At 71.5% G+C, this 14,375-nt stretch carries 10 protein-coding genes and 1 pseudogene; 10 read left to right on the top strand and 1 reads right to left on the bottom strand.

Annotated features, from left to right (window positions below; genetic code table 11):
• The first annotated feature begins 74 nt into the window (after positions 1–74).
• From AC08OP_RS01340 to AC08OP_RS01305, 8 genes and pseudogenes are all read left to right on the top strand, one after another.
• Positions 75–1,934: a protein kinase domain-containing protein gene (locus AC08OP_RS01340; protein ID WP_476612524.1), complete on the top strand. Its 1,860-nt coding sequence runs from the start codon at positions 75–77 to the stop codon at positions 1,932–1,934.
• A gap of 74 nt (positions 1,935–2,008) precedes the next feature.
• Positions 2,009–3,018, top strand: a pseudogene (locus AC08OP_RS01335) (class I SAM-dependent methyltransferase).
• A 140-nt stretch (positions 3,019–3,158) separates the two neighbouring features.
• On the top strand, positions 3,159–3,638 hold the full coding sequence (locus AC08OP_RS01330; protein WP_476612523.1) for an OmpA family protein: 480 nt from the start codon (positions 3,159–3,161) through the stop codon (positions 3,636–3,638).
• Positions 3,635–4,522: a hypothetical protein gene (locus AC08OP_RS01325; protein ID WP_476612522.1), complete on the top strand. Its 888-nt coding sequence runs from the start codon at positions 3,635–3,637 to the stop codon at positions 4,520–4,522. Before AC08OP_RS01330 ends, AC08OP_RS01325 begins: the two co-directional genes overlap by 4 nt.
• Before the next feature lie 247 nt (positions 4,523–4,769).
• On the top strand, positions 4,770–5,255 hold the full coding sequence (locus tag AC08OP_RS01320; protein ID WP_011434820.1) for a hypothetical protein: 486 nt from the start codon (positions 4,770–4,772) through the stop codon (positions 5,253–5,255).
• Positions 5,256–5,384: 129 nt separating this feature from the next.
• Positions 5,385–6,461, top strand: coding sequence for a hypothetical protein (locus AC08OP_RS01315; protein WP_476612521.1), 1,077 nt, complete (start codon positions 5,385–5,387; stop codon positions 6,459–6,461).
• 86 nt (positions 6,462–6,547) lie between these two features.
• Entirely contained in the window at positions 6,548–7,126 is a 579-nt protein-coding gene (locus tag AC08OP_RS01310) for a hypothetical protein (protein ID WP_476612520.1), read from the top strand.
• 74 nt (positions 7,127–7,200) lie between these two features.
• On the top strand, positions 7,201–8,268 hold the full coding sequence (locus AC08OP_RS01305; protein ID WP_476612525.1) for an LLM class flavin-dependent oxidoreductase: 1,068 nt from the start codon (positions 7,201–7,203) through the stop codon (positions 8,266–8,268).
• On the opposite strand, the gene AC08OP_RS01300 is transcribed toward AC08OP_RS01305, so the two are convergent.
• Positions 8,156–9,031, bottom strand: coding sequence for an SDR family NAD(P)-dependent oxidoreductase (locus AC08OP_RS01300; RefSeq protein WP_476612519.1), 876 nt, complete (start codon positions 9,029–9,031; stop codon positions 8,156–8,158). The two genes, AC08OP_RS01305 and AC08OP_RS01300, sit on opposite strands and share 113 nt — an antisense overlap.
• 189 nt (positions 9,032–9,220) lie before the next feature.
• Between AC08OP_RS01300 and AC08OP_RS01295 the strand changes: the two genes are divergently transcribed.
• Both AC08OP_RS01295 and AC08OP_RS01290 read left to right on the top strand, forming a co-directional pair.
• Positions 9,221–10,381: a hypothetical protein gene (locus tag AC08OP_RS01295; RefSeq protein WP_476612518.1), complete on the top strand. Its 1,161-nt coding sequence runs from the start codon at positions 9,221–9,223 to the stop codon at positions 10,379–10,381.
• Between the two features lie 124 nt (positions 10,382–10,505).
• On the top strand, positions 10,506–14,375 hold a 3,870-nt coding region (locus tag AC08OP_RS01290; RefSeq protein ID WP_476612517.1), incomplete at its 3' end, for a cation-translocating P-type ATPase.

The raw sequence follows: 14,375 nt of genomic DNA, 5'->3' as shown, positions 1-14,375 counted from the left end.
GCTCGGCAGCGTCTCGATATTTCCGTCCACCTGGGAAGCTGTCCTGCGACAATGGAGGAAGCCAAGGGGGTGTCGTGGCTACCGTTCCGGTAGGCAACCGTATGGTGGCGGGCCGATACCGACTCGTCGCGCGGCTGGGTGCGGGTGCGATGGGGACGGTGTGGCGTGCCTTCGACTCCGTGCTGGAGACCGAGGCAGCCCTCAAGGAGATCGAGTTCGCTGGCGGAGTCGCCGAGGCCGAACGCGCGGACCGGGTCGAACGCGCCCTGCGGGAGGCGCGCCACGCGGCCAAGCTTCGCAGCCATCCGCATGTCGTCACCATCCTCGACGTGCTCTTGGAGAACGGCCTGCCCTGGATCGTGATGGAGCTCGTGCCGTCTCGCTCCCTGTTCGAGGTGGTCCGGTCCGACGGGCCCCTGCCCGTCGCCGAGGTCGCCCGGATCGGGAGCGCGGTGCTCGACGCCCTCGTCGCGGCACGGGCGCATGGCATCGTTCACCGTGACGTCAAGCCGTCGAACGTCCTGATCGGGACCGACGGACGGGTCGTGCTCACCGACTTCGGCATCGCCACCGGCGACGGCGACCCGACCCTCACCGTCACCGGTGTCCTCGGGACCCCCCTCTACATGGCGCCGGAGCGGCTGAACAACCAGCCCGCCACCTTCGAGGCGGACCTGTTCAGCCTGGGCGGCACGCTGTACTTCGCCGTCGAGGGCCGGCCGCCGTTCGAGCGGGACACGTTCGGCGCGATGCTCGCGGCCATCCTGCTGCACCCGCCCGCCCCGGCGCACCGGGCCGGCGAGCTGGCCGCGGTGCTCGACGGCCTGTTGGAGAAGGACCCCGGCCGGCGGATGACCCCGGCCCGGGCGCGCGAGCTGCTCACCCGGGCGGCCCGGGCCGATCCGCCGCGTCGGGCGGCCCACGTTGACGAGCTGTCCTGGCATCCAGGGCCCACCGCCGAAGCGGCGCCCACCCAGGTGCCCAGCCAGGTGTCCGGCGGGCACGTCGATCCCGACGCGCCGCAGACCGGCTATCCCGCCGCCCCGATGGAGCTCACCGCGGTGGAGCAGGACGGCGCGGTCCTGCTCCGATGGGAACCGTCGGTCACGCAGGGCGCCTCCTACCGGGTGTCGCGTGTTCTCGTCGATCCCACGGCCCCCGGCGGCCGCCGCGAACGCAGCCTGGGCATCACCACGGCCACCGAGCTGTTCGACGCCGGCGTGCCCAGGGGCGTCCCGCACTGGCACGAGGTGGTCACCACGGTGTCCGGCGAATCCGGCCAGCTGCGGTCCGTACCGGTCCGCACCCCGACCCGCACGCTCTTCCCGCCCGTCACGGCGCTGCGGGCAAGCATGATCGACGACGCGGTCGCGCTGTCCTGGCGTCCGGTTCCGGGGCAGGGCTGCGTCGTCATCGAACGGACCTTCGCCGAGACCTCCCCGCTGTCGGGCGCGAAGCGCCGGTTCCGCGGATCCGACGGCTATTTCCTCGACCAGGACACCGCACCCGGCGCGATCTACCGCTACCAGGTGTGGGTCGCCGGGGCGGACGCCTCGGATAGTCTCGCCGCCCCGTCGGGTGCCGCGGAGGTGCTGGTGCGGGTCGTCACACGGCCGCGCGCGGTGGTGGATCTGGAGGCCCGTTCCACCCTGGGCGGCACCGTCCTGCGCTGGACGACCGTGCCCGGAGCGATCGTGCGGATCTACGTGACCGAGGTTCCCGAGCAGGCCGGGCTGGTCGGTACCGGCCCGTTCGGCCCGGCCGACCACGAGGTGGGCGTGGGCTCGCTGGAGGGCCGGGCCCGTCTTGTCGGGGAGAGCCGCCGCGGACGTCTCGTCGACCGCAACCCCGCCGGCATGGTGGTGTACACGCCGGTCACCATCACCGAGGACCGCGCGGTGATCGGCGCGGCCGTCACCCATCACGCTTCGTAAACAGGCCCCGATCGTGACCTGAACGCCCATCCCGAGCGGTGTGGCCGCGGGCCCGGGTGCCAGCATAGGTCACCGTGAAAAGTCCAGACAACATCGCCGGCAGCACCGGCACAATCGACAGCATCGACACCACCGGCCCGACCGACCGCACCAGCCCGAGCCACACCGATCAGGACGGCTCCGCGCCGCTGCCAGCCTACGGCTACCGTGACATCGACCCGGGCACGGCCCGCCGGGCGAGCCGCTTCTACTGGGACGATGCCGCGGCGGACTACCAGTCGGAGCACGGCGCGTTCCTCGGCGACAGCGACTTCTGCTGGTGCCCGGAGGGACTGCGGGAGTCCGAGATCGGGTTGCTCGGCGACGTCGCCGGCAAGGTGGTCCTGGAAGTCGGCTGCGGCGGCGCGCAGTGCGCCCGCTGGCTGCGCGGGCAGGGCGCCCGGGTGGTGGGGTTCGACCTGTCCGGCGGTCAGCTGGACCAGGCCCGCGCGCTCGGGATCCGCACCGGTATCAACGTGCCACTCGTCCAGGCGGACGCCGCGGCGCTCCCGTTCGCGGCCGCCAGCGTGGACGTGGCCTGCTCGGCGTTCGGCGCGGTCCCGTTCGTTGCCGACAGTGGCACCGTGATGCGGGAAATCGCCCGGGTGCTGCGGCCGGGTGGCCGCTGGGTGTTCTCCACGACCCATCCGTTCGTCTGGTGCCTGCCGGATGACCCGGACGAGAACGGCCTGCGGGTCTTCCACAGCTACTTCGACCGACGCGCCTACACCGAGCACGACGAGCAGGGCACCGCGATCTACACCGAGACGCACCGCACGATGGGCGACCGGGTCCGCGAGATCGTCGCCGCGGGACTGATCCTGCCGACGTCATCGAACCGGAATGGCCTCCCGGCCAGGAGCGGACCTGGGGGCAGTGGGGACCGATCCGGGGCAGCTACGTCCCCTCCACCTCAATCTTCGTAACTCAGCTCCCTTCCGGGGCATCGGGCGCCGATCAGTACGAATGCGGCGCGCACCAGGCCACCGGCTCAACGCGGCAACGGGCTGACACACTATGCACACAACGCCCCAGGGTGCGGTGAGACGGCCCGATCCCCCCCGTTATGGTGAGCCCCGGATTCGCCGTTAGGGGCAGGCCGTGTATCACGCTCACTCCACACCCGGAGATGTCACGTTCAGGCGACGCGGCAATCCGGCCGCCCGCGCGTGCGCGGGCGTGGTCATGACAGCGGCACTGATGCTCATGGCCGGGTGCTCTTCCAGCGGCGGCGAGACCGCCTCGTTCACCCCGGTGCCACGGGCCACCCGGATCGCGCCCGCCGTCGAGGCTGATCCCTTGCCGCCGTTGAGCAAGTTCATCACCCAGCCGGACGGCAGCCAGGTGACGACGGTCAGCGCCGACTACCTGTTCGACTCGAACAGCAGTGAGCTCCGGAGGGAGGCCGTGACCGCGTTGGGGCAGATCCTGCCGTCGATCCGTGAACACCCCGGCCACATCGCGGTCATCGGGTACAGCGATGGGCTGGGTCGGACCGAGGACAACCTACGGCTGTCGCAGGATCGCGCCAGGGCGGTCGAGTCGTGGCTTGCGACTCAGGGCATCCCCGGCTCGGTGCTGGAGGTCAAGGGCAAGGGCGAGGAAGGCGCGCAGGACGGCGTCGCCGACGCGAGCCGGCGCCGAGTGGAGATCGTGCTGCGATGACGAGCAATTTTCCCGTCGCTGTTCCCGTCGCTCCCACGGCGGCGGCCGAGGATGCGACCAAGGACGATCTGATGGTTGCCGGGCCGCGGCGACGGGCCCGGCCCAAGCGGCTCGCCGGCCTGGTCGCGGCGACGCTGCTCGCGGTGCCGATGCTCACCGCCTGCAACACCGGCGGTCTACTGGGCAAGGCCGACGCCTCCGCTCCGTTGGACTGCACCCGATACCAGGAGAAGGCGCCGGACAACGGCGCATCCCTGCTACTGATCCTTCTCGACCTGTCCGACAACTCACCCGAGACGGCCGGGCGGGTGACCGCCCGGGCCCAGCCCTATCTCGACACCGCGCTGGAGAACGGCGAGTACATCCGGCTGGTCGCCAGCGGCGGCGGCCCGATGACCTACTCGGACTGCTTCCACGGCGACCGGATGTTCCAGATCACTCGGAACAACGACCAGCGCGAGGAAAAGGACCGGCTCGCCGCGTCGAAGGTGCTCAGCCAGGAGATCGACCACATCATCCAAACCGAGCAGATCAGCCCGAAGGGCAGCGTGACGGGCCTGCTTGCCGGCATCAACGATGAGATCAACGCCGTCCGTTCCACGCCTGACGTGAAGGTCGACAAGGTGACCGTGCTGGTCTGGACGGACCTCCTGGGTACCGGTCAGGAGTCCGACTGCCTCAACGTCGACGGCAAGAAGGCCTCCGTGTCGATCGCCGAGGCACTGGTCAAACGGTGCTTCGAGACGAAGCAGATCACCTCCGTCGGAAACGGCAAGGTGCGTTTCATCGGCGTCAACGAGGGATCGGCGGACCGCCCGCAGCAGGACCTCGCCCGTTATCTCAAGGGCGAGCTGTGCCGACGGATCAGCAGTGACTGCAGCTAGGACGGCTCCGCCCCGACCGGACACCCGGCGTCGTCATCCTCATGCCCCCGACCAGCCCGGTCCCGTCGAAAGCGGCACTGCATTGACCACTCTCACCGCCACCTCCGGTCCAGCCGCGACCGTCGCCGGGGCACCCGAGATCCCGGAACACCCCGCCCGCATCCGCCGCGACGCGCACCACGCCGACACATCCGAGCCACTGATGATCGCGACAGCACCGGTGGAAACCCACGCAAGGAGGCGACCCATGGGTGTTCTTCACGAGCCCGAGGAGCAGCATTTCAGCCCGGCCCTCATGCGCTCGACGGTCGTGATCACCAGCTGCCTGCTCATGCTCGCGGTGCTGGAGATCTGGGTCTGGCTGACCCTGTCGTCGCCGTTCGCGAAGGTCTCCGTCACCGGCTCGATGATCGTGACCGCGCTCAGCTTCTTCATCACCGGGAACACCTTCCGACTGCGCGACATCCGCCGTCGCGTGGGCAACCAGGCCCGGGCCGGCCGGATCGCCCCGATCGACGCGCTGTCCAGGCTGCCGCCGCGGGAGACCATCCAGCGACGATTCCTGCTGGGGGCCGTCGGTGCGGTCGTCGGGGTCGGCACGCTCGTACTGACCATGGTCTTCTCCGGTGACGAGGCCCAGGGTGCGCGCGAGGCGATGGTCGCCTCGGTGCTCGGCATCGTCTGCGCCATGCTCTGCTTCGTCGGCGGCACCTTCGCCCGTCCGATCGACTGACCCGCCGACCACACCGACCAGCAGCCGACGACGCCGCCGACAGCTCCGTGGAACCTCTCGTCGAATGTCCCGTCGAACCCGTCCGGTCGAACCCGGAAGGACCGAGATCGGAAAGTAGGAACCTCCAAGGTGCTGCGTAGGGGAAACCAGCCAGGGCGTCTGGCCAAGCAGCTCATCCGCCGGGTGGGAGACGCCGACATCGCGCTGGCGGGCGCCGAGACCCGCCCGAAGGTCCTCAAGAGCCTTGAGGACGCGGAGGTCCAGGAGGTCCGCGCTGCGGTCCGGGCCGACGGGCGGACCCTGGAAGAGCTGATCGCCGAACTCCGGATGGAGATCGACTCCCGGGCCGAACGCCGGGAGCGGCGGACCGAGCTGATCAAGAACAAGGTCGAACAGGGCCGGCTGTGGCGCAGCGTCGGGGTGCAGGAACGCATCCCGCAGATGGCGCTGGCGGGCCCGGCCCGGGCCGCGGTGCTGACGGTGCTCGCGGCGCTGGACTTCTACGTCTTCGCCCAGTCCTACGCCGTCCTCGCCGACGTCGGCGGGTACGGGCCCGAATGGTGGCTGGGCGGCCTGCTGGGGGTCGCTGTGTTCATCGCCGGGGTGGCGCTCGCCCACGGCATCAAGGCGTCGATCCTCGCGCGGGCCCAGAAGCAGATGCTCGCCGACGCCGACGCGGGCCGATTCAAGATCGATCCGGAGATCCGCGAGCAGCTGGTGGAGTCGAAATCGTCGCCGCTGGCCCTGACCCTCACCACCGCGATCTTCCTGCTGCTGTCCATCGCCGGGGTGCTGGTACGCACCCAGGGATCGGCCGGCGAGAGCACCGGCAGCGCGGTGATCGTGTTCCAGGCGTTGATCCCGCTGGTCGCCGTCGCGGTCGAGCTCTACCTGCACGACCCGACGGAACGGGACGAGCCGATGCCCAACATCGTCGACCGTCGACTCGAACGGCGGCTGGCCAAGGCCGAACGGCGGCTGCGCATCGTCGCGGCCCAGGTCGAGGCGAAGGTCTCCAGGATCGAGAAGCTCTACCGGGTCGAGGAGGCCATCCTTGACGTGGAGCAGAAGGACATGGGCCTGCGACACACCACCGACCTCGTCCTCGGCGGTGGCCACATCCCGACCGTCCCGACGAACGGCCGGGTCGCCGAGGTGGACCGCGACCAGTTGGAGAAGACCCTCAAAATGGCCCGTCGATCCTGATCCGGCCGACGGGTACCATGTGAGACCGCCATCGAAGAGCACGCCGCCCGCGTGCCGGCCCCACGACCGGGGGTGACACTATTCCCATGCTTTCGGATGACGGCCTTTCGGATGACGACGTAGACGAGATCGTCTTCAAGGCCGCGGGAAACGGCGACCATCGCGGCGCGGCGGCCACTCTGGAGGCCTTGGCCGAACGGAGCGAGACGCACGGCGAACGCGTCACCCGGGCGTCCCTGCTGGTCGACGCGGGCAGCCAGTACGGGCTTGCGGACGACTGGGACGATGCGATCCGCTGCTACCGGGCTGCGGTGGCGGACGGCGGCGGGTGCCTGGTCGATCCCCGCGTCTGGCTGCATGACGGCCTGCTGCGCAACGGGCAGCCGGACGACGCGGCCGCGCTGCGGGCCGAGCTGAAGGCGTCCCGGTCGGTCGATCCGGGCGTCTACGAGGCCGTGGCCGAGAGCCTGGAGTCAATCGGCCTGCTCACCGACGCCCACGCCTGGTTCACCATGGGCTACCACCGCTGCGAACACGCCACGGTCCCCGACTTCATGCTCGATCTCCTGCTGGTCGGCCGGCGGCGGGTGCGCGTCGCCCTCGGTTATCCGACGGACGATCTCGACGAGGTGGCCGAGGACTACATGGAGACGGTCGGCGGCTGATGGCCCCCGGGGTGCCCGGGGAAGTACCCGGTGCCCGGGGAAGAGCGCGGCCGGATGCTTCGTTGCAACCAGCCGTGAGCCCGACCCGACCTGTCCCCTTGTCCGTGTTGGATCTCGTCCCGGTGGGCACCGGCGTCCCCGCCACCGACGCGGTCCGCGGGACGCTCGAACTCGCCCGACATGCCGAAAGGCTCGGATACACCCGATACTGGTTGGCCGAGCATCACGGCATCCCGGGGATCGCAAGCTCGGCGACCTCGATCCTCATCAGCCAGGTTGCCGCGGCCACTACCACCCTCAGGGTGGGGTCCGGTGGGGTGATGCTGCCCAACCATGCGCCACTCGCCATCGCCGAACAGTTCGGCACGTTGGGCACCCTCTTCCCGGGACGGATCGATCTGGGTATCGGCCGTGCTCCCGGCACCGATCCCGCGACCGCCCGGGCTCTGCGCCGCACCAGCGACCTGCCGGCCATCGACGACTTCCCCGCGCAGCTCGCCGAACTGACGACCTTTCTGGCCGGGGGGGATTTCCCCGACTCGCACCCGAGGCACGGCGTCACCGCGTTCCCGCGGGCCGAGGTGCCGCCCATCTGGTTGCTGGGATCGAGTGGCTACAGCGCCCAGGTGGCCGGCATGCTCGGCCTGCCGTTCGCGTTCGCGCACCATTTCAGCTCGGTGAACACAGTGCCGGCGCTGGAGCTCTACCGGAAGTCCTTCCGTCCCTCGCCCGGCCGGGAGCGACCGTACGCGCTCGTCGCCGCCGCGGTACTCTGCGCCGCCGACGACGAGCGCGCGGAGTGGCTGGCCGGACCGCAGCGGCTGGCGATGCTGCGGCTGCGTACCGGCCGCCCCGGGGTGTTCCCCTCACCCGAGGAGGCCGCCGCCTACCCGTGGACCTCGCGGGAGCGGTCGCTCGCGGAGGCCGCCACCGCCTCGCACATCGTCGGCTCCCCGGTGACGGTTCGCGCGGGGATCGACGCACTGCTCGACGAGACGGGCGCCGACGAGGTCATGGTCGTCACCAACGTCACCCGGCTGGCGGACCGGATCCGCTCCTACGAGCTGGTAGCCGAACTCGGCGGACTGACGTCGGCGGGTCCGGCGACCGCGAGCGGCCGGGGCGCAGTACCCGTTCGGTGATCCGCGCAACCAGTCCGCGCGGCAGCAGTCGGGAGGCATTGGAGGCCAGGTAGTTCAGCCGTCCGTCGATGACATACGCCTGGCCGCGGTCGAGGGCACGGAATGCGGTGGCGATCACCTCGTCCGTGGTCCGCAACCGGCCACCGGCGGACATCCGGGTTCCCAGCACCTCGAAGAACTCGGTGTCGGTCGGTCCGGGGCATAACGCGAGGACGCGGACCCCCCGCCGACGGTACTCGGCCCACAGGCCGATCGAGAACGACGGGACGAAGGCCTTCGAGGCCCCGTAGACGGCCATATACGGGACGGTCTGGAAACCCGAGGTGGAGGAGACGTTGATGACCGTGCCGCGGCCCCGGGCCACCATGCCCGGCAGGAACAGGTGCGCGACCCGTTCGACGGCCACCACGTTCAGCATCACCTCACGATGATCCCGGTCGGCGGACAGCTCATGGTAAAGGCCGCGTGTCCCGAACCCGGCGTTGTTGACGAGGATGTCGACCTCCAGGCCCGCTTCGGCGACCGCCTCGGCGAGACGGTCCGGACCACGCTCGTCGGCGAGGTCCACCGCGATGACGTGCGCCTCGGTGCCGTACCGGGCAGCGAGGCGCTCCGCGACCATCCACAGCTTCGGTTCGGACGGCGCCACGAGGACGAGCCGGGCTCCACGGTCCGCGTACGCCTCGGCGAACGCCGCGCCGATGCCCGAGGATGCGCCGGTGATGAGAGCGGTGCTCATCCGAAGATCCGGGTCGGCGGTCATGCTTCTCCTGCTCAGCCGGGGTTCCGCGCGGGCGGGCGCGCCAGGCGCGCCACGGGGCGATGCCAGGAAACGCCATCATCATCGGATTCCCTCACCCGCTCCGCTCGACTCGCCCGCAAAAAAACAACTCCGATGCGCGTCTACTCAACTACACTTTCGCCGCTACCCGGCAGCCGCGGCAGGAGGATCGTGTCCATACGTAGTCGGCTGTCGCGACATCCCGGCGCACTCGTCCTCGTCCTCCTCGCCATGAGTGCCGTTCTTATCGCGACCCTCGGTCACGAACACCGCGGCCACAACGACAGTAGCCCGGACAGGCCAGGGCCCACCAGCGCGGCCAGTCTTCCCGGCCTACCCGTCGCCCGTACACCACACGACACCCATGGACCACTCGATGACGGGGATCCGCGGCCCGGCCCCTGGCGGCGGGAGTTGGCGGCGAGAATCCGACCCGTCCCGGTGACCCAGCCGGGCAAGCTGCGCTTCGGCCTCGGGCCGGCGCTCGACAGCGCCCTCGCCTCGCCGCTCGCCGGAGACCTGGACTTTCTCACCACCTGGTACAACGGCCCGGGCGACCTGAGCTTCCTACGGAAGTGGCGGGCGGACCTGATTCCCGAAGTCTACCATTCCGGCCACGGCATTCATCTCGTCGTCTGGCTCGACGGCACCGGCAGCGTGGGGACCTTCCAGACCTCCCATGGCCCCGCCTGCGGCCGGGAGTACCCGTTGTCCGGCGCCTTTCTCGCCGACGCCCGCGAGCTCGCCTCGATCTTCGCCGGGCCCGCGAACGGCCCGGCGCTCTACGTCACGCTCTTCACCGAGCTGCAGACATATCCGTGCCAGTCCAACGAGTGGGCCGCCACGCCCGAGACCACGAACTACTACCGGGCTCTGCAGGACCGGTACCTGGCGACCCAGGAGATCTTCCATGCCGGGGCGCCCAACGCCCGGGTGTCGCTGGGCTGGGGCGGTTGGCAGAGCCGCTGGGACGATCCGGTGAAGGGCGGCGGCCGCTCCCTGATCACACACTTCGCGGACGTGCTGCGGGCGTCGGACTTCCAGAGCTTCCAGGCGATGGGGAACGATTCCAACGCCGCCGACGTGCGGAACATGACGAAGCTGCTGGGACAGTACGGCCCGGTCATGGTGGCGCATTTCAAGTCGGGGTCGCAGGCGGTCTGGGACGCGGACATGCACGCCCTGCTCGCCGGCGACGAGGCGCGCAAGCTCAGCCTGGACGGGCTGTTCGCCTTCAGTTTCATGGACCAGTCCAACATCATCTTCTCGCCCCGGGCGCTGGCCACCGCCCGAGGGGCGGTGCAGAGCCACGGCGTCCGGTCCTCGTTCTAACCGACCGCCTAGAACGATCAGTTAGTAAGCGTGCGGAGAGGGTAGTCGGTAGGACTACGAGGCAGCCGTGGCCCGCGCCCGCCGCACGCGATGATCACGCAATGAGGAGGAGGAGGCCGCGCGGATGCGTCTGCCCGCAGCCCGGACCGTCCTGCGCGCGCCGAGCGCCCTCCTGGGGGCGGTGGTCCAGCCCGTTCTCGCCCATACGGTTCTCGCCCATGCCCGGACCGGGTGGAGTCCGGATTCGAAGCCCGGTTCCCCCGCGCTCGGGCCCCCCGCGCCCCGCGCCGTCGATCACGACAGCGTCGATCACGAGATCGCCGGCTCCACGGCGGCCGGCGAACCGCGGGAGAAGGCCAGCGCCTACCGCCTCCTCAGTCTCGGAGTCCGTGGGATCTCCGGGCCGGCCGGCGAATCCCGTCGCCGGCAGGTGGAACGAGTGCTGGAGAATCAGCCCGGGGTGGCGTGGGCCCGGGTCAACGAGCCGTTGCAATGTGTCCTGATCGGGCTCGCCGAACCGCCCCCCACCCTTGACGATCTGGTCGCGGCCCTCGGCCGGGTGGAGGGCGTCGCGCTCGAACCGAGGCCGGGAGCGGTGCCGAGGTTCGCGGCGCCGATCCGCCGGACGGCCGCGGCACTGGCCGCCGACGGGGTCGCGTTCGCGCTGGCGTCAGCGGGCCGGCTCGCCCGGGCGGTGCCACTGCCCATCGAGATCGCATCGCTGGTCACCCTCGTCGACACCCAACCCCGGCTACGCCGGTGGGTGGAGCAGATGCTCGGCGCGGGCCGGGCTGACGTCGTCCTCGGGCTGGTCAATGCCGGTGCCCTCGCCCTGGCGCAGGGGAATCTCGGTCTCGCGGTCGACGCCGGCTACCGGATGGTCACGCTGGGCGAGGCGCGTGCGCGCCGAGACACCTTCCTGGCGGCTCGGGACGAGCTGCTCGGTCATCCGGACTGGGCCGCGGCCGAGCCGGTGGTGACCGAACGGCCGCGGCCGCTGCCGGACGGTCCCGTGGAGCGCTACGCCGACCTCGCCGTACTCGCCGGGCTCGGCGGGTTCGCGGCCGCCACCGCCGCCACCGGGAATCCGCGCCGTGCCGCGGCGCTGGCCGCCACCTCGCTGCCACGCCCGGCCCGGGTCGGGCGAGAGGGCTTCGCCGCCCAGTTGACCCGCGTCCTGGCGCGTCGCGGCGTCCACGTCATGGATTCGGCGGCCCTGCGGGTGCTCGACCGCGTCGACACCATCGTCATCGACGCCGACGTCCTGCGCGGCGAGGAACGCATCATCGCCGACGTCGTGCCGCTGGCCGGCGCGGACCGCAGCGACGTCGCGGTCCGCGCGCACGCCCTGTTCCGTCCGGCCGGTATCAGCACCGTCGCCACCGCGGAGGGCTGGGCCCTCGGGCCGGTGGAACAGCTCGGCCTGCGCGGCCGGACCGGTGTCCGGGAGCGTCGCGAACTGGCCCGGTCCGGGGCGGACACGGTGCTCGGTCTGGCTCAGGGCAGCAGGCTGATGGCGATCGTGTCGATCGTACCCGGGCGGGCGGAGGGGAGCCACCACCTGCTGGCCGCCTGCCGCCGTTCCGGGCGGGCGGTGTTCGTCGCCGGTGACCTTCCCGCCGGCGCCGGCGGAACAGCGGAGGACACCAACCTTCCCGGGGTACCCGGGGGGGACCGGCTCGTCGGCGCGATCCGCGGTCTGCAGGCCGAGCGCGGCGGCGTCCTGGTCGTGTCCCGCCGACGGGCCGCGGTCGGCACCGCGGACTGCGGCGTCGGTGTGAACGGCCACGACGGCTCGCCGGCCTGGGGGGCGCACATCCTGGTCGGGAATGACCTGGCCGCCGCCAGCCTCGTGGTCGAGGCGGTCGCCGCGGCCGCCCGGGTGAGCCGGCACGCGGTGCGGCTCGCCCAGGTGGGCTCGGGTGCCGGCGCGTTGGCCATGCTCACCGGGGCCGACCCGCGGCTGGTGTCCCGGGCCATGACAATGGTCACCGCGGCGGTCACCGCCGCCCTCGGCGAGGGGATCTGGGCGGCGCGGGAACTGGGTCGCCGCCCCCCGCCGCTCGCGGTCCCCCGTACCCCGTGGCACATCCTGCCGGCCGAGGACTGCCTGGCTCGGCTGGACAGCCTCCTCGGTGGACTGTCCACCGAGGAGGCGGCGCGACGCCGCCAGGACGGCGCGGTGTCGATGCAGGCGACCGCGCCCAGCCTCGTCCGGGCGTTCGCGGCCGAACTGGCCAACCCGCTCACCCCCGTCCTCCTCGGCGGCGCTGCGCTGTCGGCCGCGACCGGTTCCGTGCTGGACGCCGGTCTGGTGCTCAGCGTCGCGATCGGCTCGGCGTTCGCCGGCGCGGTCCAGCAGCTACGGGCGGACCGGGCGCTCGCCCGACTGTTCGCCGTCTCGGCGGTTCCGGCCCGGGTACTGCGGGACGGCGAGGAGACCAAGCTGCCGGCGGACGACCTGGTCCCGGGCGACATCATCATGGTCGGGGCCGGGGATGTCGTCCCCGCGGACTGCCGGCTCCTGTCGACGACGGGGCTCGACGTCGACGAGTCGTCGCTGACCGGCGAGTCCATGCCGGTCACGAAGTCGCCCGGACCAGTAGCAGCCGCCAACCTGGCGGACCGCTCCTCGATGATCTACGAAGGAACGACCGTCGCCGGCGGGCGGGGCACCGGCGTGGTGGTGGCCACCGGCCCGGCCACCGAGGCGGGGCGCAGCATGGCCGCAACCGCCGGTCCCGCCCGGCTCAGCGGCGTCGAGGCGCGACTGTCCACAATTACCGATCTCACCATTCCGGTGGCGCTCGGCGCCGCCGGGGCACTGTTGGCCTCCGGGTTGATCCGTGGCCTGCCGATCCGGGACACCCTCAGCGCCGGGGTAGCGCTCGCCGTCGCGGCGGTGCCCGAAGGGCTGCCCTTCCTCGCCACCGCCGCCCAGCTTTCCGCCGCCCGACGGCTCTCGGCGCGGGGCGCGCTGGTACGCAACCCCCGCACCATCGAGACCCTCGGCCGGGTGGACGTGCTGGGTTTCGACAAGACCGGAACGCTCACCGAGGGCAGGATCCGCCTGCACGCCGTCTCGGACGGCACGCATACCGCTGCGGCGACCGAGTTCGGACCGACGCATCGGCGGGTGCTGGCCGCCGGGCTACGCGCCACGCCGCGCGGCAAAGGAAAGAAGAAGTTGCCGCATCCGACCGACCGCGCGGTGCAGAAGGGAGCGGCCGCGGCGGCGGTGACCCGCGAGTACGGTCTCGCCGCGTGGTCGCCGACGGCCTCGCTTCCCTTCGAGCCGGGCCGCGGCTACCACGCGGCAGTGGGGGATGCCGGCACGACCACGGTGCTGAGCGTCAAGGGGGCGCCCGAGGTGCTGCTGCCACGGTGCGTCCGCCTCCGGACCGCCGACGGCACGGCACCGCTGAACGACCGCCGGCGGGCGAGGCTCATCCAGGAGCACAGCCGGCTCGCGGGCGCGGGCTACCGCGTCCTCGCGGTAGCCGATCGCGACCTGGGGTCCGCGCCCCGACCGGCGGACGAGAGAGTCACCGATGACAGCGTGGCCGAGTTGACCTTCCTCGGCTTCCTCGTCCTCTCCGACCCGGTCCGGACCACGGCCGGGGCGTCGCTGGAGGCGCTACGCGCCGCGGGCGTGCAGGTGCTGATGATGACCGGAGACCATCCGGCCACCGCCAGGACGATCGCCACCGAGCTGGGAGTGCTCACCGACAACCAGATCATGCTGACGGGTGCCGAGCTCGAGGCCATGGACGACGAGGCCCTGGACCCGGTCCTGCCCAGGGTGGCCGTGATCGCCCGGGGCACTCCGCTGCACAAGGTGCGGGTCGTGGAGGCCTACCAGCGGCTGGGCAAGACGGTGGCGATGACCGGCGACGGCGCCAACGATGCGCCCGCCATCCGGCTCGCCGACGTCGGCCTCGCGTTGGGCCGGCGTGGCACGCCGGCGGCCCGGGCCGCCGCCGACGTGATCGTG

This window comes from Frankia sp. CeRuru1 (genome assembly GCF_977966315.1).
The sequence above is the reverse complement of the archived record's forward strand: the minus strand, read 5'-3'. Positions and strand labels throughout refer to the sequence as shown.